The sequence below is a fragment of the Streptomyces sp. NPDC051576 genome (assembly GCF_040681835.1).
Taxonomy (GTDB): domain Bacteria; phylum Actinomycetota; class Actinomycetes; order Streptomycetales; family Streptomycetaceae; genus Streptomyces.
Genome location: NZ_JBFAZO010000008.1, coordinates 204,759 through 227,530 on the forward strand (window position 1 = coordinate 204,759; position 22,772 = coordinate 227,530).

Annotated in this window: 25 protein-coding genes; 14 read left to right on the top strand and 11 right to left on the bottom strand. The window is 70.5% G+C overall.

Annotated features, from left to right (window positions below; all coding sequences use genetic code 11):
- The first annotated feature begins 88 nt into the window (after window positions 1-88).
- Together ligD and AB0M63_RS26510 are read left to right on the top strand one after the other, a co-directional pair.
- Window positions 89-1,051, top strand: a complete 963-nt coding sequence (ligD, locus tag AB0M63_RS26505; RefSeq protein ID WP_366021159.1) for a non-homologous end-joining DNA ligase — start codon at window positions 89-91, stop codon at window positions 1,049-1,051.
- A 29-nt stretch (window positions 1,052-1,080) separates the two neighbouring features.
- The gene (locus AB0M63_RS26510) at window positions 1,081-2,139 is read left to right on the top strand and encodes a Ppx/GppA family phosphatase (protein WP_366021160.1); all 1,059 of its coding nucleotides are present in this window, start codon (window positions 1,081-1,083) and stop codon (window positions 2,137-2,139) included.
- Here the strand turns inward: AB0M63_RS26510 and AB0M63_RS26515 are convergent.
- Both AB0M63_RS26515 and AB0M63_RS26520 read right to left on the bottom strand, forming a co-directional pair.
- Window positions 2,103-3,059, bottom strand: coding sequence for an LLM class F420-dependent oxidoreductase (locus tag AB0M63_RS26515; RefSeq protein WP_366021161.1), 957 nt, complete (start codon window positions 3,057-3,059; stop codon window positions 2,103-2,105). The two genes, AB0M63_RS26510 and AB0M63_RS26515, sit on opposite strands and share 37 nt — an antisense overlap.
- Window positions 3,060-3,130: 71 nt before the next feature.
- Window positions 3,131-3,838 (bottom strand): anti-sigma factor antagonist, encoded by a 708-nt coding sequence (locus AB0M63_RS26520; RefSeq protein ID WP_355915446.1) that lies wholly within the window; start codon window positions 3,836-3,838, stop codon window positions 3,131-3,133.
- A gap of 182 nt (window positions 3,839-4,020) precedes the next feature.
- Between AB0M63_RS26520 and AB0M63_RS26525 the strand changes: the two genes are divergently transcribed.
- Entirely contained in the window at window positions 4,021-4,398 is a 378-nt protein-coding gene (locus tag AB0M63_RS26525; protein ID WP_355915449.1) for a winged helix-turn-helix domain-containing protein, read from the top strand.
- A 338-nt stretch (window positions 4,399-4,736) separates the two neighbouring features.
- Window positions 4,737-5,528, top strand: coding sequence for a SigB/SigF/SigG family RNA polymerase sigma factor (locus AB0M63_RS26530; protein ID WP_355915492.1), 792 nt, complete (start codon window positions 4,737-4,739; stop codon window positions 5,526-5,528).
- Between the two features lie 177 nt (window positions 5,529-5,705).
- Here AB0M63_RS26530 and AB0M63_RS26535 read toward each other — a convergent pair whose 3' ends face one another.
- On the bottom strand, window positions 5,706-5,966 hold the full coding sequence (locus tag AB0M63_RS26535) for a hypothetical protein (RefSeq protein ID WP_366021162.1): 261 nt from the start codon (window positions 5,964-5,966) through the stop codon (window positions 5,706-5,708).
- 313 nt (window positions 5,967-6,279) lie between these two features.
- On the opposite strand from AB0M63_RS26535, the gene AB0M63_RS26540 reads away from it, so the two are divergent.
- The 5 genes from AB0M63_RS26540 (at window position 6,280) to AB0M63_RS26560 (ending at window position 10,922) form a co-directional block, all read left to right on the top strand.
- Window positions 6,280-7,506 carry a fused response regulator/phosphatase gene (locus AB0M63_RS26540; protein WP_355915454.1) on the top strand — a complete coding sequence of 409 codons (1,227 nt, stop codon included), beginning with the start codon at window positions 6,280-6,282 and terminating at the stop codon, window positions 7,504-7,506.
- Between the two features lie 85 nt (window positions 7,507-7,591).
- Entirely contained in the window at window positions 7,592-9,253 is a 1,662-nt protein-coding gene (locus AB0M63_RS26545) for an ATP-binding protein (RefSeq protein ID WP_366021163.1), read from the top strand.
- Window positions 9,250-9,702 (top strand): response regulator, encoded by a 453-nt coding sequence (locus AB0M63_RS26550; protein WP_355915460.1) that lies wholly within the window; start codon window positions 9,250-9,252, stop codon window positions 9,700-9,702. Before AB0M63_RS26545 ends, AB0M63_RS26550 begins: the two co-directional genes overlap by 4 nt.
- Window positions 9,703-9,754: 52 nt before the next feature.
- Window positions 9,755-10,381, top strand: coding sequence for a PAS and ANTAR domain-containing protein (locus tag AB0M63_RS26555; protein WP_366021164.1), 627 nt, complete (start codon window positions 9,755-9,757; stop codon window positions 10,379-10,381).
- 85 nt (window positions 10,382-10,466) lie between these two features.
- Window positions 10,467-10,922 carry a MarR family transcriptional regulator gene (locus tag AB0M63_RS26560; RefSeq protein ID WP_355915466.1) on the top strand — a complete coding sequence of 152 codons (456 nt, stop codon included), beginning with the start codon at window positions 10,467-10,469 and terminating at the stop codon, window positions 10,920-10,922.
- Here AB0M63_RS26560 and AB0M63_RS26565 read toward each other — a convergent pair whose 3' ends face one another.
- Together AB0M63_RS26565 and AB0M63_RS26570 are read right to left on the bottom strand one after the other, a co-directional pair.
- Entirely contained in the window at window positions 10,923-12,113 is a 1,191-nt protein-coding gene (locus tag AB0M63_RS26565; protein WP_366021165.1) for a PP2C family protein-serine/threonine phosphatase, read from the bottom strand.
- 66 nt (window positions 12,114-12,179) lie between these two features.
- A complete protein-coding gene (locus tag AB0M63_RS26570) occupies window positions 12,180-13,331 on the bottom strand; it encodes a PP2C family protein-serine/threonine phosphatase (protein WP_355915495.1) in 1,152 nt (383 codons plus the stop codon).
- Between the two features lie 115 nt (window positions 13,332-13,446).
- Here AB0M63_RS26570 and AB0M63_RS26575 point away from each other — a divergent pair, with 115 nt between their 5' ends.
- Complete coding sequence (locus AB0M63_RS26575) at window positions 13,447-13,932, top strand: MarR family transcriptional regulator (protein ID WP_355915472.1); 486 nt, start codon at window positions 13,447-13,449, stop codon at window positions 13,930-13,932.
- A gap of 163 nt (window positions 13,933-14,095) precedes the next feature.
- Here AB0M63_RS26575 and AB0M63_RS26580 read toward each other — a convergent pair whose 3' ends face one another.
- The 4 genes from AB0M63_RS26580 to AB0M63_RS26595 all read right to left on the bottom strand — a co-directional run bounded on the left by AB0M63_RS26580 (window position 14,096) and on the right by AB0M63_RS26595 (window position 18,285).
- Window positions 14,096-14,668 (bottom strand): DNA starvation/stationary phase protection protein, encoded by a 573-nt coding sequence (locus AB0M63_RS26580; RefSeq protein WP_355915475.1) that lies wholly within the window; start codon window positions 14,666-14,668, stop codon window positions 14,096-14,098.
- A 97-nt stretch (window positions 14,669-14,765) separates the two neighbouring features.
- Window positions 14,766-16,544 carry a thiamine pyrophosphate-requiring protein gene (locus AB0M63_RS26585; protein ID WP_366021166.1) on the bottom strand — a complete coding sequence of 593 codons (1,779 nt, stop codon included), beginning with the start codon at window positions 16,542-16,544 and terminating at the stop codon, window positions 14,766-14,768.
- Window positions 16,545-16,844: 300 nt separating this feature from the next.
- Window positions 16,845-17,693 (bottom strand): EamA family transporter, encoded by an 849-nt coding sequence (locus tag AB0M63_RS26590; protein ID WP_366021167.1) that lies wholly within the window; start codon window positions 17,691-17,693, stop codon window positions 16,845-16,847.
- A gap of 100 nt (window positions 17,694-17,793) precedes the next feature.
- Window positions 17,794-18,285, bottom strand: a complete 492-nt coding sequence (locus AB0M63_RS26595; RefSeq protein WP_355925332.1) for an ATP-binding protein — start codon at window positions 18,283-18,285, stop codon at window positions 17,794-17,796.
- Window positions 18,286-18,456: 171 nt separating this feature from the next.
- Here AB0M63_RS26595 and AB0M63_RS26600 point away from each other — a divergent pair, with 171 nt between their 5' ends.
- Both AB0M63_RS26600 and AB0M63_RS26605 read left to right on the top strand, forming a co-directional pair.
- Window positions 18,457-18,819, top strand: a complete 363-nt coding sequence (locus AB0M63_RS26600) for an STAS domain-containing protein (RefSeq protein ID WP_366021168.1) — start codon at window positions 18,457-18,459, stop codon at window positions 18,817-18,819.
- A 70-nt stretch (window positions 18,820-18,889) separates the two neighbouring features.
- Window positions 18,890-19,672: a maleylpyruvate isomerase family mycothiol-dependent enzyme gene (locus AB0M63_RS26605; protein WP_355925326.1), complete on the top strand. Its 783-nt coding sequence runs from the start codon at window positions 18,890-18,892 to the stop codon at window positions 19,670-19,672.
- Between the two features lie 19 nt (window positions 19,673-19,691).
- Here AB0M63_RS26605 and AB0M63_RS26610 read toward each other — a convergent pair whose 3' ends face one another.
- Window positions 19,692-19,925, bottom strand: coding sequence for a DUF5133 domain-containing protein (locus tag AB0M63_RS26610; RefSeq protein WP_366021169.1), 234 nt, complete (start codon window positions 19,923-19,925; stop codon window positions 19,692-19,694).
- A gap of 148 nt (window positions 19,926-20,073) precedes the next feature.
- On the opposite strand from AB0M63_RS26610, the gene AB0M63_RS26615 reads away from it, so the two are divergent.
- The gene (locus tag AB0M63_RS26615) at window positions 20,074-21,318 is read left to right on the top strand and encodes a 4-hydroxybenzoate 3-monooxygenase (protein ID WP_366021170.1); all 1,245 of its coding nucleotides are present in this window, start codon (window positions 20,074-20,076) and stop codon (window positions 21,316-21,318) included.
- A 115-nt stretch (window positions 21,319-21,433) separates the two neighbouring features.
- The gene (locus AB0M63_RS26620; protein ID WP_366021171.1) at window positions 21,434-22,495 is read left to right on the top strand and encodes an enoyl-CoA hydratase/isomerase family protein; all 1,062 of its coding nucleotides are present in this window, start codon (window positions 21,434-21,436) and stop codon (window positions 22,493-22,495) included.
- Window positions 22,496-22,617: 122 nt separating this feature from the next.
- Here AB0M63_RS26620 and AB0M63_RS26625 read toward each other — a convergent pair whose 3' ends face one another.
- A complete protein-coding gene (locus AB0M63_RS26625) occupies window positions 22,618-22,737 on the bottom strand; it encodes an LPFR motif small protein (protein ID WP_328833325.1) in 120 nt (39 codons plus the stop codon).
- Between the last annotated feature and the right edge of the window lie 35 nt (window positions 22,738-22,772).

The following is a 22,772-nucleotide window of genomic DNA, read 5'->3' on the forward strand; positions in this document are numbered from 1 at the left end:
ACCGGCGGGCGCGCCGATGTGACACGGATACCGGTTCCTTCGGTCGTGGACTCGGATTGGGCACTTCGCGCACGGGTACTCGACCGCAATGACGACCGGGACACTGACCGTCCGTGCGGGCCGCCGCAGTCTCGACATCCATCGGCCCGACAAGGTGCTGTTCCCGAGCGAGGGAGACGGCGGCGGGTACAGGAAGGGCGACCTCGTCGCGTACTACCGGGCCGTCGCCCCCTTCATGCTGCCGCACCTGCGCGGGCGCCCGCTGATGCTGGAGCGGCACCCGGACGGGATCGACGGCCCCCGGTTCATGCAGAAGAACGTCCCGGAGCATTATCCGGACTGGATCAAACGCGTCGAGGTGTCCAAGGAGGGCGGCACCGTCACGCACCTCGTCTGCGACGACGTCGCCACCCTCGTCCTCCTCGCCGACCAGGCCTGTATCACCCCGCACCGCTGGCTGTCCCGGTCCGGGCAGCCGCACCGGCCCGACCGGCTGGTCTTCGACCTCGACCCGTCGGCCGGGGACGACTTCGCCGCCGTACGCGAAGCCGCCCTGCTGCTGGGCGAGTTGCTCGACGAACTGCGGCTGCGGTCCGCGCCGATGACCACCGGCTCGCGCGGTCTGCATCTGGTCGTGCCCCTCGACGGGCATCAGGACTTCGACGAGGTACGCGGCTTCGCCAAGGACGTCGCCGACCACCTCGCCGAAGCACACCCCGACCGGCTCACCACGGCCGCGCGCAAGAAGGACCGCGGGGAGCGCCTCTATCTCGATGTGCAGCGCAACGGCTACGCGCAGACCGCCGTGGCGCCCTTCGCCGTCCGAGCGAAACCCGGGGCTCCGGTCGCCGTCCCCATCAGTTGGGACCAACTCGACGATCCTGACCTCGACGCACGCCGCTGGACCATCGCCGACGCCGTGGAACAGGCTCGCACCGACCCGTGGGCGGGACTGATGGGCCGGGGGCGCGCCCTCGGCCCGGCCGCACGGCGACTGGACGGCCTGCGTACCCGTCGACCCACGCATCCGAAGATCGACCAGGACGACTGACCGGTTCCCCTCTGGGTACTCACCGGCTCATGCGAATGAGCGTGGTGGACGTGGGGTCGAATACGGTGCGGCTAGTGGTGGCGGACGTGGGGGACGGTGTGCCGTTGCCCGTGCACACGGCCAAGTGGAAGCTACGGCTCTCCGAACGCGTCGGACCGTGCGGGGAGATCCCCGAGGAAGCCGTCTGCCAACTCGTGCAGGCGGTGTCCGCCGCTGCCGAGACCGCCCGGCGGTGGGGTTCCGCGGGGCCACTGGCCTTCGCGACGGCGGTCGTCCGCGGCGCGCCGAACCGGCTCGACGTGCTGCGCTCGGTGCGGGCCGCGACCGGCGTACGGCTGTGCACGCTACCGGGGGAGGTGGAGGGCGAGTTGACGTTCCTCGGTGCCCGGAGATGGATGGGCTGGCGGGCCGGGCCGCTCGCCCTGTTCGACATCGGCGGCGGTTCCTTCGAGGTCGCCTTCGGGCGCGGCCGGCTGCCCGACTTCGTCGCCTCGCTGCCGCTCGGCGCGGGCCGGCTGACCCGGGACTTCTTCCACGGCCAGGACCCGCCGCCCGAGCAGGCGGTCAGGGCGTTGCGCCGCGAGGTCCGTCACCAACTGCGGGACGTGGCCGCGCGGATCCGCTGGGAGGGGCCGCGGACCACCGTCGTGACATCCCGCACCTTCCAGCAACTGGCCCGGCTCTGCGGAGCGGCTCCCGGGCGCCAAGGGCCCTTCGTGGAGCGGCAGTTGGCGCGCTCGCAGCTTCGCGTGGGCGTCGACCGGCTGGCCGCCCTGACGGCGTCCGAACGGGCCCTGCTACCCGGTGTCTCGGCACCCCGGTCCGCGCAGAGCCTGGCCGGAGCCGTCGTCGGGCACACGGCCATGAAGCTCACCGGCATCAAGACCGTCACCGTCTGCCCCTGGGGCATCCGCGAAGGCGTACTGCTGCGGTACATCGAGGACGGCGGGTCGTGGTGGACGGAGCTGACCCGGCGCAGTGACGAGGCGGAGCCCACCGCGAGGGCCGATCTGCGGATCGCACCGGTGCCGCGGCAGGCTCTGACGAGCCGTCAGTCTCCCAGGCGGGGCAGCACTTTGGAGCGGTAGAAGTCGAAGAAGCCCTGCTGGTCCGGCCCGATCTGGTTGACGTAGACGGTGTCGAACCCTGCCTCGACGTACTGTTCGACGGCCTCCACGTGGGCGTCCGGGTCGTCGCCACAGGTGACGTCGGCCTCGACTCGATCGGGGCCGACGAGCTCCGAGGCCTGCTCGAAGTGGCGTGGGGTGGGCAGGAGTTGGGCGAGTTCGCCGGGGAGCTGTTCATTGGCCCAGAGTCGGTGCGCCGTACGGACGGCTTCGTCCTTGTCGGTTCCCCAGCACACCTTGAGGCCCGCGGAGACGGGTTTGGTGCCGCCGCCGCTGCGCCGGAACCTCTCGATGGCGGGGGTGTCCGGCGCCATCGTGATGAACCCGTCCCCGATGCGGCCGGCGACCTCGGCGGCGTGCGGGCCGAACGCCGAGACGTCGATGGGTACCGGTTCCTCGGGCACCGTGTACAGGCGGGCGTTCTCCACCGTGTAGTGCTTGCCGCGATGGCTGACCTGGTCGCCGGTGAACAGTTGGCGCATCACATGCACCGCTTCCTCCAGCATGTCCAGGCGCACATCGGCCTCGGGCCAGGCGTCGCCGAGGATGTGCTCGTTGAGCGCCTCGCCGCTGCCGATGCCGAGCCGGAACCGGCCGTCCAGTTGTACGGCGCTGGTGGCCGCCGCCTGGGCGACGACGGCGGGGTGCATGCGGATGAGGGGGCAGGTGACGGCGGTCTGCACGGGAAGCGAGACGGCCTGTGAGAGCGCGCCGATCACCGACCAGACGAACGGGCTCTGTCCCTGCTCGTCGTTCCAGGGGTGGTAGTGGTCCGAGATCCACAAGGACGTGAACCCGGCCTGTTCCGCCATCCTGGCCTGCTCCACCAGCTCGGCGGGATCGTGCTCCTCACAGGACAGGAAGTAACCGAACTCCGTCATGGCGCTCTCCTCGGGGCAGTGGATCGTCCGCCCTCCGGGTGGCCGTGGAGCGCACCGGGAAACGTCCGTTTCTATGCCGGGCGGGCGATCTCGGTGACGGCGATGGAGATCCGCCGCTGCACATGGTCGGGCAGCGGCGCACCCTTCACCGAATCGACAAGATCCTCGGCCAGTTGGTGGAGCTTGGTGTTCGTGTGCTGGGAGACGTCGACCAGTACGTTCCAGGCGTCCTCGGGGGTGAGGCTGAAGGAGGCCATCAGGACTCCGCGGGCCAGGTCGATGACCGGCCGGGTCAGCATGGCGCGCTTGAGCTGGACCACCTCGGTGCGCAGCTCTTCGGCGTCGTCGGACACCCCGTTCTCCTCCATGAGGTCGTGCGTTGTCGTGGAATGCTCGTGCCAGGCGTGGACGACCCCGTTCGCGGGCGCACGCGCGTGGGTGAACAGCGACGTGGTGTCGGTGAGTTCGAGCAGTCTCCCGACCCCCGGAGCGGCGGTCAGGATGCCGAGGGTCTTGCCGTCCGCCAGGGCGTGCCGGCGGACCCGGAGCAGGACGTTGAGGCCGGAGCAGTCGCAGAAACCGACCCCGGTCAGGTCGAGGTCCACGCCCGCGGGCGACCGGGCGAGGGCGAGCCGAAGGGCGCGCTGCATCGTCTGTTCCGTATCGATGTCGATCTCGCCGGAGACGGTCACGACCGTCCGGTCTCCCGCCCGGTGCGACACGATCATCAGCGAGGCCGACGAGGGGTCCACCGCGACGACGGGTGATACCGCACACACACTCCGGACTCCACTCGTGGGAGTGGCGCAACGCTCGTGTTCTGACATGGCAGTCGCTCCCGAGCCGTCCACCCTGTTTTCTGCCTGTCCAAGTCTCACCCCCCGTATCTAGCACGTCAAGATATACATGAAATCTATTTCGTGTCTTGGGATACGTGAAAGGTGGGCCCTATGCTGGAGGTATGGATGGAGTACCCGAGACGCACACGGGATGGACGTTCCTCACCAGCCATGCCCGGGTGCTGGCCGCGATCGCCGAGGACCGCCGCACCCGCATCCGCGACATCGCCGTGCGGTGCAGGCTCACCGAAAGAGCGGTCCAGAAGATCATTTCCGATCTGGAGCAGGACGGCTACCTCACCCACACGCGGGAGGGCCGGAGCAACGCGTATCGGATCGAGTCGGGGGCCATCCTGCGGCATCCCGCCGAGGCCGAGGTCGGAATGACCGTCGAGATGCTGCTCTCCGCTCTCGCGCAGCACGACGCGAAGCGCGACGGCGTGCACCAGCATGCGCGGTCGGTCACGTCCGGCGAGCGCGACCACGAACCCGCCGAGTGACGGCGGGGGTTGACGAACCGGTACCGGATCGTCAACCCCTGTGTCTCACCCAGGTGTTGGACGGCGGTCCGCCGGACCCGTCCGTCACGGCTTCCGTCGACTCCCGCGCTGGTCGATTTGTCACGTTTGGTAACGTTCTGGCCGCCGGGTGTGATGGTGGCCGCGTATTTGTTTCGTGGCTCTTCGCGGGGGAAGGCGCTGGAATGAGTGCTTCGGACAGGAGGCACGTCCGTGGGAGCTGGTGTACACCGGATCGCGGGTGTGTTTCACCTGGTCAGCGTGTGCTCACTCCCATGGGACCGTCCGTCGGACAACCCCATGAGGGAGTTGTGAGCACCATGGACACGGCCACCAGGAAGCGCCATCCGCACGACGATGCCCCCCGTACCGCCGCGGCTTTCGACCGCCTTTCGCACCTGCCCGACGGACCCGAACGGGACGTCCTGCGGGACGAACTCGTCCGCGCCTGGCTTCCCATGGCGGAGCGCATCGCCGGCCGCTACCGGGGCAAGGGCGAACCCTTCGAGGATCTGCGCCAGGTCGCGGCCCTCGGCCTGGTCAAGGCCGTCGACGGCTACGACCCCGAACGCGGCTACGCCTTCGAGAGCTACGCCGTCCCGACCGTCACCGGCGAGATCAAGCGGCACTTCCGCGACCACATGTGGGCCCTGCACGTCCCGCGGCGCGTCCAGGAACTCCGCAACAGGGTGCGCATCGCCCTGCGTGAGCTGTCCGCCGCAGGGGCGGACCGGCGCCCGAGCATCGCCGAGATCGCCGAGCACACGCAGTTGAGCGAGGAGGACGTCCGCGCCGGTCTTGAGGCGCTGGACAGCTTCACCGCGCTCTCGCTGGACGCCGAGTCGCCCGGTGAGGACTCCGGCATGACACTGGCCGGCCTGCTGGGGGAGTGCGACTCCGGGTTCGACCTGGTCGTCGACCGCGAGGCGGTCAAGCCCGCCCTGCAGCAACTGCCCGAGCGTGAACGCACCATCCTCTACCTGCGCTTCTTCCGGGGCATGACCCAGAGCCGCATCGCGGAGCAACTCGGCGTCTCCCAGATGCACGTCTCCCGGCTCATCACCAACTCCTGTGCCTCCGTGCGGGAAAGGGTGCTGACCGACGCGGCCTAGCGGATGGGGGAGGTGGACCCGGCCGCCCTGGGAGAAGTCCCCGGGCGGCCGGTGGCGGGCTCACTGCCGAACCCTCCCGGGAGCGGTTGGACAGCCGGCCGCCTCTCTTTCGGACTACCGGGCTGGGCCCGCTTCAAACAACAACCGCCCCACGGAGCGGAGCCTTCGCATGCGGCCTCACGCGGACGATTCATCGGGCACGGGATGCTCCGGCCTGGGGTTTCCCGAGTGGGGTGAGCCGAGGCGTCCCGTGCCGGCCTCGTCCGTGTCGGGGACCCCGGGGTCCGGCCGTTCGTCCTCGGCCCGGCGCGGTGAGTCGTCGCCGGCCTCCCAGGGATCTTCGTCGGCGCCCGCCTGCTGATCGGGCATGTCCCTGGGCACGGGCTTGGCCGTCCGCTCTTCCTCGTCCCCGGGATTCTCCGCACGGTAGTCGTTCACGCCACTCTTCCCTTCTCTGTTCGGTCGGCCGGTGGTGCTCCTGCGGGTACCGGGGGGAGGGGGACATGAAACGCGAACGGTGCACTACTACGACAGAGAGGCCCACGGGAGTCCGACGTGATCCGGTCGCCTCGTCGCCGACTCAAAGCGGTCCGTCGTACCCTCAACAGCGCTGAACGCAGGGTGCGTTGGGCGAATCGGCCGACGGTCGTGCGGAGTGCGTACGGGACGTCCCTGCGGACCGGTATGCTCTCGACTGTTGTCTGACGGCAACTATGGTCGGGGGAAACCGTGCGGTGGGGAGGACAGGGCCATGGTGGTGCCACAGGCGCGGGCTGATGACCTGCTGCCGGTGGGGAACGAAGGGACCGGGCCGGACGCGTGGCTGACCTGGCAGCCCGCCGTCCTGCTGGTCGAGGACGACGCCGGCGACGCGCTGCTCGTGGAGGAACTGGTCGCCGACAGCGCGCTGAAGATACGTCTGCGGTGGGTGCGGTCGATGGCCGAGGCCGCCGAGGTCCTCGCGGACGACGTGCCGGACTGCGTCCTGCTCGATCTGCACCTGCCGGACGCCCAAGGACTTGAGGCGCTCTCCCGGGTACGGGCGGGCGCCGAGCGGGCGGCCGTCGTGGTCCTCACCGGCCTCGCCGAGGAGGAGACCGGACTGGCCGCCGTCGCCGCCGGCGCACAGGACTACCTGGTCAAGGGCCGGGTCGAGCCGGAGCTGTTCGGACGCGCGGTGCGCTACGCGATCCAGCGCAAGCAGGCCGAGCGGGCGGCGGTCGCGCTCCAGGCCAGCCGGATGCAGGCCCAGGAGAACGCCCGCCTGGAGCGGGGACTGCTGCCCAGACCCCTGCTGCGCGGCGAGGGCGTGGAAGCGGTGGCCCGCTACCGCCCCGGGCGCGCGCAGACGCTGCTCGGCGGCGACTTCTACGACATCGTGCAGAGCGGCGACGGCACGGTCCACGCGGTGGTCGGTGACGTGTCCGGGCACGGGCCCGACGAGGCCGCCCTCGGTGTCGCCCTGCGGATCGCCTGGCGCACGCTGGTGCTCAGCGGCGTCACCGGCGCCGAACAGGTGGCCCGGCTGGAGGAACTCCTGGTCGCCGAGCGCGCCCGGAGCGAGGTCTTCGCCACCCTCGTCTGCCTCACCGCCGTACCCGGCGAAGGCACGGCCCGCGTGGTGCGGGCCGGGCACCACGGACTGCTGATGCGGCACGGCGGCGCCGTGGAGTGGGTGGAGGTGCCCGGTGGTCCGGCGCTGGGCGTGGTGCCCGGCGTCGCGGACTGGCCGGTCACGGAACTGGCCGTACCGAAGGACGCCGCCGTGGTGCTGTTCACCGACGGACTGTTCGAGGGGCATGTCGGACGGGGCGCGGAGCGGCTGGGGGAGGACGGGCTGCTCCGGCTCGCCCGGGAGCGGGCCGCACTGGACCCGGAGCAGTTCGTCGACGAACTCATCGCCTCCGCCGAGAACCTGGCCGAGACCCAGGGCGGCCTGGCGGACGACGTGGCCGTGATGCACCTGCACTGGACGTGAGACGACTGCCCCGGACGTGATTCACTGCGCCGGAACCGAGCAGACGGGACGAGAGGCCGACGGGACGGGACGAACGGTGAGGTACATGACGGGCGGAACACGGATCGGGCGCCGGCTGACGGTGCAGGGATGGTTCTTCCTGGCACTGTCGCTCATGGTCCTGCTGGTGGTGATCGGCACCGCGATCGGCGCGAACCTGCTCAACCAGACCGCCCGGGTCAGCGACGATCTGCTGCTGCGGATCCAGCCCTCCCAGATCGAGGCGTACCGACTGCAGACCGCCCTGGTCAACCAGCAGAGCGGTGTCCGCGGCTATGCGATCGCCGCCGACCGGCAGTTCCTCACCCCGTACACCAGCGGCAAGCAGGACGAGGCCCGCTCCGCCGCACGGCTGCGCGAACTCCTCAGTGACCGGCCCGACCTGCTCGCCGATCTCCGGGCGGTGGAGCGCGGGGCGTCCGGCTGGCGGCGGGCCTACGCCGAGCCGCTGGCCGCCGCCGTCACCCCTGGCCGGCCGGACACCGTCGACCAGGCCACCCTGGACGGCGGCAAGCACGAGTTCGACCGACTGCGCACCCTCTGGGCGAAGCAGAACACCGACCTCGCGCAGGCCGTGAAGGACGGCCGGGCCCACCTCGCCCACCAGCGCACGGTGCGCGACACCGTCCTCAGCGGCATGATCGCCGCCTTCCTGCTCACCGGCCTCGCCCTCGCCGTACTGGTACGACGGCTGGTGACGCGTCCCCTGGAGGCGCTGAGCACGGCGTCGGAACAGGTCGCGGCGGGCGACTTCGCGCACCGCATCGTCGGGGACGGCCCGGCCGACCTCATCGCGGTGGCCGGAGCCGTCGAGGGCATGCGCAAACGGATCGTGAGCGAACTGGAGGCCTCCCGCGAACAGGAGGAGGCGCTCGGCCGGCAGGCCGCGGAGCTGGATGCCCAGGCGGTGGAACTGCGCCGGTCCAACGCCGAGTTGGAGCAGTTCGCCTATGTCGCCTCGCACGATCTGCAGGAGCCGCTGCGCAAGGTCGCCTCGTTCTGCCAGCTCCTGGAGAAGCGGTACGGCGACCAGTTGGACGAGCGCGGCCAGCAGTACATCGACTTCGCCGTCGACGGCGCCAAACGTATGCAGGTCCTCATCAACGACCTGCTCACCTTCTCCCGCGTCGGGCGTCTGGACGACACCCGGGAGCCGGTCGACCTCGGCGAGGCGCTGGACAAGGCGCTGCGGAACCTCTCGGTGGCCGTCGAGGAGTCGGGAGCCCGGATCGACCGGCCCGAGACCCTGCCCGAGATCGTCGGCGACCCGACCCTGCTGACCATGCTCTGGCAGAACCTCGTGGGCAACGCCCTGAAGTTCCGCCACCCGGACCGTGTCCCGCACGTGTCCGTCACCTGCGACGCCGACCCCGACAACCCCGGCATGTGGCGGGTGAGCGTCGCCGACAACGGGATCGGCATCCCCGAGGAGTTCACGGACAAGGTCTTCGTCATCTTCCAGCGGCTGCACAGCCGCGACGCCTACGGCGGCACCGGCATCGGACTCGCCCTGTGCAAGAAGATCGTCGAACACCACGGCGGCCGGATCTGGATCGACTCCACGGTCGGCGAGGGCACCCGCTTCTGCTTCACGCTCCCGTCCGGTGAGGAAGCGACCGAGCCCGCCGAGCCCACCGAAACGACCGACGTCGCTGAAGCCGCGGACGGCACCGACACCACCCCCACGGACGAGAAGGCCCTGACATGACGACCCTCCCTGACGCGACCCCGATCGACGTCCTCCTCGTCGAGGACGACCCGGGCGACGAACTGATGACCCGGGAAGCCTTCGAGGACAACAAGATCGGTAACACCCTCCACGTCGTCCGGGACGGCGAGGAGGCGCTCGACTTCCTCTACAAGCGGGGTGAGCACACCGACGCCCCGCAGCCCGACCTCATCCTGCTCGACCTCAACCTCCCGAAGTACGACGGCCGCCAGGTCCTGGAGAAGATCAAGTCCGACCCGGAGCTGGTGCACATCCCCGTCGTCGTCCTGACCACCTCCTCGGCCGAGGAGGACATCCTGCGCAGCTACAAACTGCACGCCAACGCCTATGTCACCAAGCCGGTCGACCTCGACCAGTTCATCGCCGCCGTCCGGCAGATCGACGACTTCTTCGTGCAGGTCGTCCGGCTGCCCCACCGCTCCGGCTGAGGGGCTAGGGTCAGGCTTACGGGGGAACGGACCGGGCGGGTTGGTGAGGACCATGGTGTCGCAGGACGACCGTGCCGACGACGTGACCGGAGTGTTCCTGCACCGGCTGCCGGAGGACACCTGGTGGTGGTCGGACGAGATGTTCCGGCTGCTCGGCCACGAACCCGACTCCGTCACGCCCACCGGCAAGCTGCTGCGCGGACACATCCACCCCGAGGACCAGACCCGGCTCGACAGCGCGCTGGAGCACGGCAGGGCCACCGGATCCCCCTTCAGCTGCTATCTCCGCGTGGTGGGCAACGCAGACACGGAACGCAACGTGGTGCTGGTCGGCGACGGACGGACCGGTGACGACGGTGAGGTGGTGGTGGTGCGCGGGTTCGCCGTCGACGTGACGGAGCCCGTACGGCAGGAGGCACGGCGTGCCGCCGACTCCGACATCGACCGGGCCCGCGCCTCGCAGGAGGACATCGACCTGGCACGCGGTGTGCTCATGGCCCTCTACGGCATCAACGCGGACATCGCGATGCGCGTCCTGCGCCGCCACTCCCAGTACGCCAACGTCAAGCTCCGCGCGCTGGCCCAGTCCGTGCGCGAGGCCGCGCCCACCGCACCCGGCCGCCCCCAGCACGACCTGCACCAGCGGGTCTCCGCCGTGCTGTACCCCGACCGCGACTGAGTTGCGTGGGCGCGGGAATCTCGGGTAGAGCAACCCCATGAGCGGCGAATCACCACACTGCCGACTTCCTTGAGGTGTCGAACTCGTGGCAACGCACGGCACGGACCCTGTCGCGGGCCGGATCGCCGATGCCGTGGACGGCCTGACCGACCTGTGGACCCTGGCGGCGGCCGAGGCGTCGGTGCGCCTGTCACCGCATCAACTGCGCGCCCTGCACGCCCTGGAGGCCGCACCGGGCGCGAACCTGACCATGCTGGCCGACCGGCTCGACGCCGGCCTGCCCACCGTGAGCCGGCTCTGCGACCGGCTGGAGGCGGCCGGGCTGCTGCTCAGGGACGCGGCTCCGCACACCCGCCGGGAGATCCAACTGAGTCTCACCGCGCACGGACGGGACGTGCTCGCGGAGGTCGCCGAACTCAGGGCCCGGGCGCTGACCGAGGTCGTACACGCCATGGCACCGGACGAGCGCGCGGCGCTGGAGCGCGGCCTGCGGGCGTTCGCCTCGGCGCAGAAGTACGGGCCGCCCGCCGAGAGCGGATGATCACGGTGCCACGGAACCGCGCCCGTTCCAGTCCAGGCAGACCACGGCGGCGTCGGCCGCCAGTTCGCTGCTGCCGAAGTGCTCGATCAGACTTGCCACCACCGAGCGTGCCCCCTCCTGCGGAGCCCGCGTCGGCGCCGCGTCGAGGGCCCGGCGCAGCGCTTCCTCGCCGAACAGGGTGCCCTCCGGCGAACGGGTCCCGTGCACGCCGGTGCTCACCGCCACGAGCCGGTCCCCTGGCCGTACGGCGAAGATCTGCTCCTCGTAGGCCGTCTCCTCGAACATGCCGAGCGGGAGCTGTGCCTCCAGCTCGATCTGTCGCACCGTGTCGCCGCGTCGGCGGTAGAGCCGGGGCGAGCCCGCGTCGACGGCCTGCACGTTGCCGGTCGCGAGGTCGAAGCGGAGCAGCAGGGTCGAGGCGTACACCTTGCCGCCGAACTGGGCGTACACGGCCTGGTCGGCAAGCCGGGCCTGGTCGGCGAGGCCGAGGCCGGCGCGGCGGGCGTTGCGCAGGGCGCTCACCGTGACGCCGGTGAGCAGGGAGGCGTCGATGCCGCGGCCCATGCCGTCGGTGACCGTCACGGTGAGGTGGGTGCCGTCGGTGTTCCAGTCGAAGTTGTCCCCGCCGACCATGTAGGCGGGCTCCAGATGGGCGCCGATCACGAACTCCGGGCCTTCGCAGCCGCGCCCCGGAAGGAGCTGCCACTGCATCTCGGCGGCGAGCGTGAGACGCCGGGTGCGGCGGGCCAGGAGGTACAGGTCGGTGTCGCGCTCCGCCGTGGCGACCTCGTGCCCCAACGCGGTGGCGAACTCGGCGAGTTGGCGCACCCCGGCCGGATCGGCGCCGACGGCGGGCAGTCGGGCGGTCAGGACGCCGAGCCGGTCGCCGCGCACGGTGACGGGCACATGCACGGTCGCCGTCCCGTCGTCTCCCGACGGTTCGACGACGGGCGTCTGGGCGGTGAACGTCCGTCCCGCCGGGCCGTCGTAGGCGGACAGGGGTTCGCCGGTGCCCGGGGCGACCGGACGCAGCACGCGCAGGCCGTAGTCGACGAGGAGGAGGGTGACGTCCTGGGCTCCGGCGCGGTCGCCGAGCAGGCGCCGGGCCGTCTCCACCAGAGCGTTGGGCGGGGCCGACCGCAACTCGCTCTCCACGGACGGGAGCGGCTCAGAGGTGCTCACGGCGTTCACCCTTCCGGCTCAGTGCCTTCACACTAGCGCCACGCCCGTGAGGGCGGGGGACGCCGGGGACGCACCTCACCGACCCCGCCAGTCCAGGCACACCACCAAGGCGTCGTCGTCGGGGGTCGGGGTGCCGCGGTGGCCGGTCAGCTCCCGCAGCACCGCCCTCGGCACCTCGGCGGCGGGCAGCAGCCTCGTGTGCTGGATCGCCCGTGCAAGCGCCGCGTCCCCGTAGGCCTCACCCTTGGGCGAGGCGACGGCGTACACCCCGTCACTGACGAAGACGACCCGGTCCCCGGGCTCGATCCGGAAGTCCTGCTCGACGTAGTCGGTCTCCTCGAACATGCCCAGGGGCAACTGCGCGTCGAAGGCGATCCGCTCCACCACCCCGTCGCGCAGCCGCAGCGTCTGCGGTGATCCGGCGTCCACCACCCGGGCACGCCCGGTGGTGAGGTCGAAGTCGAACATCAACACGGACATGTAGCGGCCGCCCTGGTAGTGGGCGTAGACCGCCTGGTCCGCGAGGGCCGCCTGGTCGGCGAGGGGGATGCCGGCCCGGCGCGCGTTGCGCAGGGCGTTGATCGCGAGGTTCGTCAGGAGCGATGCCTCTATGCCCTCGCCCATGCCGTTCGAGACATAGAGCGTCAGGTGGTCGGCCGTGGCGGACCAGTCGAAGTTGTCACCGTGGATCGCGTAGGCGGGCTCCAACTGCGCGCCGAGGTCGAACTCGGGGCGGGAGCACGCGCGGCCGGGGAGCAACTGCCACTGCATCTCCGCCGCCAGCGTCAGCCGGTCCTTGCGCCGGGCCCGGAGATACAGGTCGGTGTCGCGCTCGGCCACCAGCACCTCGTGGCCCAACACCTCGGCCAGTTCCGTCAGTTCGGGCAGGCGGTCGCGCGCGTGGTCACCGCCGGGCAGCGTCACCGAGAGCACGCCCAGCCGATCCCCGCGCACGCTGATCGGCAGATGGACGCGTACGTGTCCGTCGCCGAGGTTCCCCTCCACGAACGGCTCCTGAGCGCCGAAGGCCCGCCCCGCCGGGGTGTTGTGCACGGAGACCGGAGGCAGGACGTGCGGCAGGTCGGTCACGGGCTGCAGCACGGTCAGGCCGTAGTCGGCCATGAGCAGGTCCACGGAGTCCGCCGCGTAGTGCCGGCCCAGCTCCCGGCCGACGACGTCGGGCAGCTCATGGGGCGCCGCCGTGCGCAGCGCCCGCTCGACAGCCATGAATCTGTTCACGAAGTAGGTATGCCATTCTCTGGTGTGCCGCGTGTGGGTCTTGTCCATCCGGGTCCGTTGCGCGTGCTAGTAGGCTGTGGGCCGTCCCTGCGCCTGCGAGAGTGTGACCGTGACGTCCTTCCACCCCCGCCCCGAACCCGACGAGGTCGCGCGCGTCACGTCCACTGCCGCGGAGCTGCTGGAAGTCCTGTGGGGGCGCGCCTCGACAGCGCCCGCGTCCGCCTCGCAGCTACGCGTCCTGTTCATCCTGGAGCACCACGAGGGAATCAACCTGCGCACGCTCGCCGACCACCTCGCCTCGACACCGCCGTCGACCAGCCGGCTGTGCGACCGTCTGCAGGCCGCCGGATTCGTCGACCGCGAGGTGAGCCCCACGGACCGGCGCGAGGTCCGCCTGTACCTCAGCGGCCTGGGCAGGGCCTTTCTCTCGGACCTGCGGGCCCGTCGCGAGGAGGCGCTGGGGGCGGTCCTGGCGCAGATGCCGACCGCCGGGCGCAACGCGCTGCTCACCGGCCTTGAGTCGTTCTGTGCGGTGGCGTCGGCGCAGATACACGACCTTGACGAGTCCTCCGGCAGCCGGACCGCCTGACCGAGCCGCCCGGTGCACGGAGTGGCCTCCGCCGACCGGGACATCCCAGATCCTTCCCCACTGGTGCGATGACACCCGCTACTTTCTTGCCTCATGGCCATAGTTGTCAAACGGCAAGTTTCGGGGATGCCTCAGGACCTGGGATGTCCTTGTCGTCAGGTACTCAGCCGAGTTCGGCGCCCTTGGCGGCGGCCTCCTGCTCGGAGTGCGCGTCACCGGTGGCGAGCGTGCCGCCCGCGCTCTCCAGGTGCGCCCGCACGAACCACTGGAACTGCTCCAGGTCGCGCAGTTGCTCGATGAGCAGGTCCTCGGTGGCGGGGTCGATCTCACCCGCCTCCTTGATCGCGGCGCGGACGTCCTCGATCAACCCCGTGTAGACGATGTTGAGCGCGCCGAGGTGAGCGATGGCGTCGGCCCGGCCGATGGAGTAGTCGTCCCACGTGCGCTCGGCCACCAGCGTGCCCGGTGTGCCCGGCGCCACCCCGCCCAGCGCGGCGATGCGCTCGGCCACGTCGTCGGCCATCTCCCGCACCCGGTCGACCTGCGGGTCGATCATCTCGTGCACGGCGATGAAGTGCGGCCCGACGACGTTCCAGTGCACGTGCTTCAACGTCAGGTGAAGGTCGTTCAGCGAGTGGAGCCGCAGCCGCAGCACGCCGATCAGCCGGCCCGCGTCCTCGCGCCGGATGCCGGGAACGGTGTACTTCGGGGTCAGGTTCTTGATCTCCTCGGTCATGGTTCACCTCTGGTCGTTCGGTAGGGCGTGCGGTTCCTTACCTGGTCACGGGTGCCCGTGTCCGGCATGGTCAGACATCCCGTTTCTGCGTGATGCGTCACTGCAGGAAGTCCTGGACCTTGGCCTTGAAGCCCTGCCGCACCATGGCCGCGCTGTCGCTGTCGCCCTTGAGGACGGCGGACGCGGCGGCCTCGATCTGGTCCAGACCGGCGTGCGGCGGGATCGGCGGTACGGCGGGGTCGGTCACGAAGTCCAGCACGCACGGCCGGTCGGCGGCGAGCGCGCTCTCCCAGGCGCCGGTCACCTCGTCCGGCCTCTCCACGCGGACACCGTTCAGGCCGATCGAGCGGGCGAAGTCGGCGTAGGGCACGTCCGGGATCGACTGGGAGGGCAGGAACTGCGGGGCGCCGGACATGGCGCGCATCTCCCAGGTCACCTGGTTGAGGTCCCGGTTGTTGAGGACGGCGACGACGAGCCGCGGATCCCGCCACTCCTGCCAGTACTTGGCCACGGTGATCAACTCGGCCATGCCGTTCATCTGCATCGCCCCGTCGCCCACCAGCGCGATCGCCGGCCGGTCACCGTGCGCGAACTTGGCACCGATGGCGTACGGCACACCGGGCCCCATGCTGGCGAGCGTGCCCGACAGCGAGCCGCGCATCGCACCGCTCAACTTGAGGTGCCGGGCATACCAGTTGGCGGCCGAGCCGGAGTCGGCGGACAGGATCACGTCGTCCGGCAGCAGCGCGCTCAGCGCGTGCACGACATGCTCCGGGTTGACCGGATCGGCGTCCACGGTGGCCCGCCGCTCCATGACCTCCCACCAACGGGCCACGTTGGCCTGGATCTTCTCGCGCCACGCCGGGTCCTCCATCTGCTCCAGCAGCGGCAGCAGCCGACGCAGAGTCCCGGCGGCGTCGCCGACGAGATTGACCTCGAACGGGTAGCGCAGCCCGATCATGTGCGGATCGATGTCGATCTGCACGGCCCGCGCCTTCCCGAACTTCGGCAGGAACTGGGTGTAGGGGAACGACGAACCGATCACCAGCAGGACGTCGCACTCACGCATCATCTCGTACGACGGCCGGGTCCCCAACAGCCCTGTCGCGCCGGTGACATAGGGCAGATCGTCGTCCAGGACGTCCTTGCCGAGCAGCGCCTTGGCGACCCCGGCACCGAGCCGGTCGGCGACCGCCATCACCTCCGTACGGGCACCGCGCGCCCCCTGCCCGATCAGAATGGCCGCCTTGCCACCGGAGTTGAGCACCTCGGCGGCCCGCCGCAGATCGTCGTCCCTGGGCACCGCCGTGTACTGCGGCAGGCCGAGGCTGGAGGGCACCATCTTGAAGGCGTGGGTGGGGGCTGAGTAGTCGAGTTCCTGTACGTCGGCGGGGATGATGACGGCGGTGACGGTGCGTTTGGCGTAGGCGGTGCGCAGGGCGCGGTCGAGGACGTTGGGCAGTTGTTCGGGGACGGTGACCATCTCGCAGTATGCGGAGGCGACGTCCTTGTAGAGGCTCAGGAGGTCGACTTCCTGCTGGTAGCTGCCGCCCATGGCGCTGCGGTTGGTCTGGCCGACGATGGCGATGACGGGGACGTGGTCGAGTTTGGCGTCGTAGAGGCCGTTGAGGAGGTGGATGGCGCCGGGGCCGGAGGTGGCGGCGCAGACGCCGACCTTGCCGGAGAACTTGGCGTAGCCGACGGCTTCGAACGCGGACATCTCCTCGTGCCGGGACTGGACGAACGTCGGCTTGTTCTCGGATCGTCCCCAGGCGGCGAGCAGACCGTTGATGCCGTCGCCCGCGTAGGCGAAGACATGGTCCACGTCCCACTCGCGCAACCGCTGGAGAACGTAGTCGGACACCTTGGTGGACATGGTCGGCTTCCTTACTGAACGGCGGTCCGCCCGAGCGAGGACATGCGACGGGCCGGAGGCTTTCGGCCTCCGGCCCGTTCTCCGTCGCGTCAGTCGTCTCCTCTGACGATGTTGCCCTCGGGGAGCGTGCACGGCGGGGGCGTCATGCTGGTGTCCTCAGTTGCACGGCTTTCCTCTTGTCGGTGCGCGCGGTCACAGCGCTTCAACTTCTCTCTCTGTGTGTGGTGGAAATGTGTGGTTCCTGGAGCTAGTCGTCCGGGTTACCTCCGGCGCCGGGTTCAAACGGCGTGGCGCCCAAAGTCAGCGCAGAGCGATCAGCGCGACGGCGAGTGCCGCGCACACCAGGCCGACGGTCTGCCGACGGCTCAGACGTTCGCCCAGGAACAGAAGGGCGAGCACGACGGGGACGGCGGGATACAGGGACGAGAGCACTGTCGCCACGGCCATGAGCTGCCGGGCGGTCGCCTCCAGATACAGCACGATGGCGGCCGTCCCCACCATGCCCGCCGCGACGGCCACCGCCCACAGCCGGACCGGCATCCTCCACCGGCCGCCGTAGGGCACCAGCACGCAGGCGATGACCACGACGGACACCACCCGGCTCAGCACGACCGGCCAGAGGCCGCTTCCGCTGTCCACTTGGGCCATGGCCAGGAACTGCAGCCCGATCCCCGCACTGGCCACCAACGCGCTGGGCACCCCGTCGGAGGCGGCGCCGCCGTTCGCGTCACCCGCGCCCGGAGTGTTCTGCGAGACCAGCCACAGCGCGGGCAGCACGGCGGCCATACCCACCCACACGGGCGCCGTCGGGCGTTCCCCGAGGAGAAGCACACCCACCAGCACCGGCAGCGCCACGGCTCCGACATCGCTCACCGGGACGACGACGCTCATCGCGCCCTGCGACATCGCCCGGTACAGAAACGCGACGCCCACCCCTGTTCCGACGCCTGACAACGCTCCCCACCTGTAGTCCGCCGGCGAGGTGGAACCACCCGGCAGACTCGACGCGAGGACCAGGGCCAGCGCGGTCCCGCCCACCTGCGCGTGCAGGGCGACGGTCATGCCGTCGACCCGGCGGGACAGCAGCCCGTTGACGAAGTGGGTCACCCCGAAACACAGGGCGGACACCAGGGCGAGGGACTCACCCATGCCGCATCACCGAGAACATGGAGTGCGGCTGCCCCACATTCGATCAGCCATGTACCGGGACGGGACGGTGACGGCCCGACTCCTGTCGCACTGACACTGTTCACGCGCGCAGCGGACCCTCGCTGCCGACGCTCCCGTCCGGGCTGTCCGTGAGGGCGATGCGGGCCATGATGCGCTTGCCCACCGGTTCTCGCCGTGCCTCGAAGCCGCGCGCGACGGCCCGCACGATCTCCAGACCGTGCTGGCCCACGCGTTGGGCATCCGCGGCACGGGCGACCGGTAGAACCGGGTCGGAGTCCCAGACCTCCACCTGGACCAGCGCGCCGACGATCCGCAGGTCCATCAGCACCGGACCCGGCGCGTACTTACGGGCGTTGGTCACCAGCTCGCTGACCACCAACTGCGTGAGATCCATCGCACGGGCGGACACCGGCAGCCCGTACTCGGCCCGGACCCGAGCGAGGAACGACGCGGCCAGCCGGCGGGCCTCGGCGATGCACGAGCCGTCCCCGTCCAGCGCCACGGTGGAGCGTATGGCCTGGGCACGGGCCCGCGGCGCTATGTCGGCGTCCTCCGACGAATCTGGTTCCATCCGGATCTCTTCACCGCCTTCTGCGTGCCCCGCGCATACCCCGTGAGGTAACAACCACTCCGTCAATTTCCGCCGACTCCACCGGACGAAGGCATCAACCGTACGATGCGGGGCAGCACTCCGGATGAAAATCCTGATCCGTAGCGCTCACCGACCTGTGTATGAGGACAGATGGCGGACACCGAACAAGCGGGACAGCCGGGCCGGTTGGCGGTCAGCTCCGACACCGTCGACGACACCTTGGTCGTGGCCGCGGCCGGCGAGATCGACCAAGAGAGCTGCGGCTCACTGCGGGACGCACTGGAGCCGCCGGGCGGCATCGCACCGCATGTCGTCCTCGACCTCAGTGACGTCACCTTCATGGATTCCAGCGGCATCAACGTCCTCATAGCGGTCCACCGCGCCCTCACCGAGGCGGACGGCTGGCTGCGACTGGCCGGAGCCACCCCACCCGTGCTGCGCATCATCCAGCTCGTCGGCATCGACGGGATCATCGACTGCTACCCGACGGTCCAAAAGGCCCTCGACGGCTGACCGTTGGGCTGGATGCGGCGGCGGTGAAAACCGTTGTGAGTCCGCCCGCGCACGGTGATAGACAGTCGACGTGACACAGACTCTGGAGTTCCCTGCCCTGCTCCGGCTGATCGACGAGCGGTCGGTCGCGTTCCGGGCCGCGGTCGCCTCGGCGCCCGGCCTTGAGGCGAAGGTCCCGACCTGTCCCGAGTGGACGCTGCGGGATCTGGTGCTGCATCTGGGCGGGGTCCACCGCCGCTGGGCCGCGATCATCGCCACGGGGCCCGCCGAGGCTCCTCCGGCGGGGAACACCTCGGACTTCGCCTCGACCGCGCCGAACGAACCCGAGGCGTTGCTGGCCTGGTCGGCCGAGTCCACGGAGCAACTGCTGGGTGCTCTGCGGGAGTCGGGCCCGGATCGCGGCTGCTGGACATGGTGGGACGGATCGCAGTCGCCGCACACCAGCGGCGCCGTGGCCCGGCACCAGGTCCAGGAGGCCGCGGTGCACACCTACGACGCCCAGATCACCGCGGGCACCCCGCAGCCGCTGCCGGCGGAGGCCGCACTCGACGGAGTCGACGAGTTCCTGTCCACCTGCTGCGCGACCACGACGAGCCCCTGGCCGCACGAGCCCGCCGTCGTCGAGTACCACGCCACCGAGGGCCGCGCCTGGCGCGTCACACTCTCCGCCGACGGCGCGCGGTCCACCCCGCTCCCCGGGCCCGTGACGACACCCGCGGCCGATGCCTCGGCCCGCGGCACGGCAGGTGAACTGGTCCTCGCCCTGTACGACCGGATCCCGATGGACTCCCTGCACGTCGACGGCGACCGACGCCTCTTCGACCAGCTCCAGGCCTGGGACCCGGACGCGTAGGAAGCGACCGGGTGCGCCGCTACACCAACTCCCGTTCCCCGGGCGCGTTCCCGCCCGAAGGGACCCCGGAACACAGCAGCTCCACGGCGGCCATGGCCTCCTCCACCGTGCGGGTGCCGGTCAGCACGCACAGGGTGTAGGCGGCGTTCTGGAGAGGGACGGCGGCGATGTCTCCGTCGGCCGCGAGGGCCAGATAGCGGTCGACTGCCTGTCGCAGCACTTCCGGATTGGGCACGATGGAAGGACGGGGCACGATGACACTCCTCGCATGACAAGAACGGGAAGAACGCGTGCCTACTGACCGAAGCACCGGACTGCGCTCGCTTGTGCCCCGTCCTCGCGATCCGAAACAGATCCGGGTACCCGACCGGCTCGGCTAGGGTGCTTGCGGAGGTGGGCAAGTGGTCGACAGCGCACGGGAGTTGAGCACGTCACCGGAATCCACGACCGTGGTGGTGATCGGTGCGGGCCCGGCCGGTCTGACCGTCGCGAACCTGCTGCGACGCAGCGGCGTCGACTGCGTCGTGCTGGAACGGCAGACCCGCGAGTACGTGGCACAGCGCCAGCGCGCCGGCATCGTCGAGACCCGCGCCGTGCGCATGTTCGACTCCTGGGGCCTGGCCGACAGCGTCCTGGGCGGTGTCCCGCACGAGGGCATCCTGGAGATCCGGGTCGACGGCGAGCCCCACCTGGTCTCCGACAACGACGGCTCACACGGCCCTACGGCCCGCCTCTGCCCCCAGCAGATGCTGGTCCAGAAGCTCACCGCCACGTATCTCGCGGACGGCGGCGACCTGCGCTTCGAGGCCGCGGACGTCTCCCTGCACGACCTGACCGGCGAGCGCCCCACCGTCCGCTACCGCGCCCCGGACGGCAGCCTCCGCGCGATCACCTGCGCCTTCGTCGCGGGCTGCGACGGCGATCACGGCATCAGCCGTACCGCCGTCCCCGAGGGCGCCCTCACCCCGTACGCCTTCGATCACGGCATCGGCTGGCTGACGGTCCTGGCCGACGCCCCGCCGCCGGCCCACCCGCTCCTGGCCGTCAGCCCGCAGGGTTTCGCCGCCCACTTCCCACGGGGCCCGTACACCAGCCGCTACTACCTCCAGTGCCCGCCCGACGACCACCCCGACGCCTGGTCCGACGCGCGCGTCTGGGACGCCCTGCGCACCCGGCTCGGCGACCCGGCCCTCGTCTGCGGCCCGATCACCGACCGCGAGATCTTCCGGCTCCGCAGCCTGGTGCACGACCCGATGCGATACGGCCGCCTCTTCCTCGTCGGCGACGCGGCCCACATCGTCTCGCCGATGGGCGGCAAGGGGATGAACCTCGCCCTCTACGACGCCGACCTCTTCGCCCGAGCCGTCCGGGACTCCGTCCACGACCGCGACGACACCGCTCTGCGCACCTACTCGGAACGGTGCCTGCGCCGCGTCTGGAACGACCAGGAGCTCTCCCACTGGATGACCCGCATGCTCCACGACGCCGGTGACGCCACCCACTGCGGCCCTTTCCAGCGCGGCCTGGCCCGCGCCCGGCTCGACCGGCTCTTCACGTCCCCCACTGCCGCCCGCGCCTTCGCCGAACTGATGACGGGGATGGATCTCACGGGCGACGCGGGAGCGCCGTCGCCGACGCCCCGTTGAAGCCCGCTCTCCCAGGCATCCAACTCTTTTCCCCGCCCTCCGAGCGCATACGGTAGGAGGAAGATCGTCCGGGACCACAGGGGTCCACCGGATCCTGGAAGGAACCCACGAGATCATGCGCGGCGCCGACGACCCCGTACTCCTGCGTACCGAGGGACGCGCCGCGTACCTCACCCTCAACCGTCCCAAGGCGCTCAACGCCCTGACCCACGCCATGGTCCGCCGGATCGACGAGGCGCTGACGGACTGGGAGCACGACCCGGCCGTCGAGACCGTCGTCATCAGCGGCGCGGGGGAGCGGGGGCTATGCGCGGGCGGCGACATCCGCGCCATCCACGACGACGCGCGCGACGGGGACGGGTCGGCGGCGGTCGCCTTCTGGCGCGACGAGTACCGGCTCAACGCGCGGATCGCCCGCTACCCGAAGCCGTACGTCGCCGTCATGGACGGCATCGTCATGGGCGGCGGCGTGGGCCTCTCCGCGCACGGCAGCGTGCGGATCGTCACCGAACGCTCGCGTGTCGCCATGCCCGAGACCGGCATCGGCTTCGTACCGGACGTCGGCGGCACCTATCTCCTCGCCCGCGCACCCGGCGAACTCGGCACACACCTCGCGCTGACCGGCGCTCAAGTAGGCGCGGCCGACGCCCTGTTGTGCGGCCTCGCCGATCACTACACGCTCTCCGGGTCCTTGCCGTCGCTGCTCGACGACCTCGCCCACGCACCGGTGCCCGAGGTCCTGGACCGGTACGCGCGACCGGCCCCGCCCGGTGAACTCGCCTCGGCGCGGGGCTGGATCGACGCCTGCTACTCCGCCGACACCGTGGAGGAGATCCTCGGAGGCCTCCTCGACCACGGCGCAGGCGAGGCGAAGGAGACCGCCGAAACCCTGCTGACCAGGTCACCGACTTCCCTCAAGGTCACCCTCGCCGCACTCCGCCGGGCCCGGCGGCTGGGCTCACTGGAGAACGTCCTTGACCAGGAGTACCGGGTCTCCTGCCACGCCCTGACCTCGCCCGACCTGGTGGAGGGCATCCGCGCCCAGATCATCGACAAGGACCGCACCCCGCACTGGTCGCCGCGCACGCTCACCGAGGTCACGGACGCGGACGTCGAACGCTTCTTCGCTCCGCCGGGCAAGCGAGAAAGTGATGGACGAATGACGAACGACGACTGATAGGCCGTGGATATGTGGGCACTCGTCCCTCAGCCGTCGCCTTGTCCCCCGGGGGAATGTGATGGTCAGGCTCTTCCGGTCCGGACCGTGTGCCGGAGGAGTCGCCCCCCGTGGTCATGACGTCAGTGCGCGGAGCGCGACGCCCCGCCGAACAGCCGGGCGAGCGCCCTGAACGGCAGTGTCACGACGGTGGCGATCGCGCTGCCGATGCTGCGGAGCACGTCTGCGATGGCACGGAACATGAAGGCCTCCAGGGGATGTGTCGTGGATGGGTGTC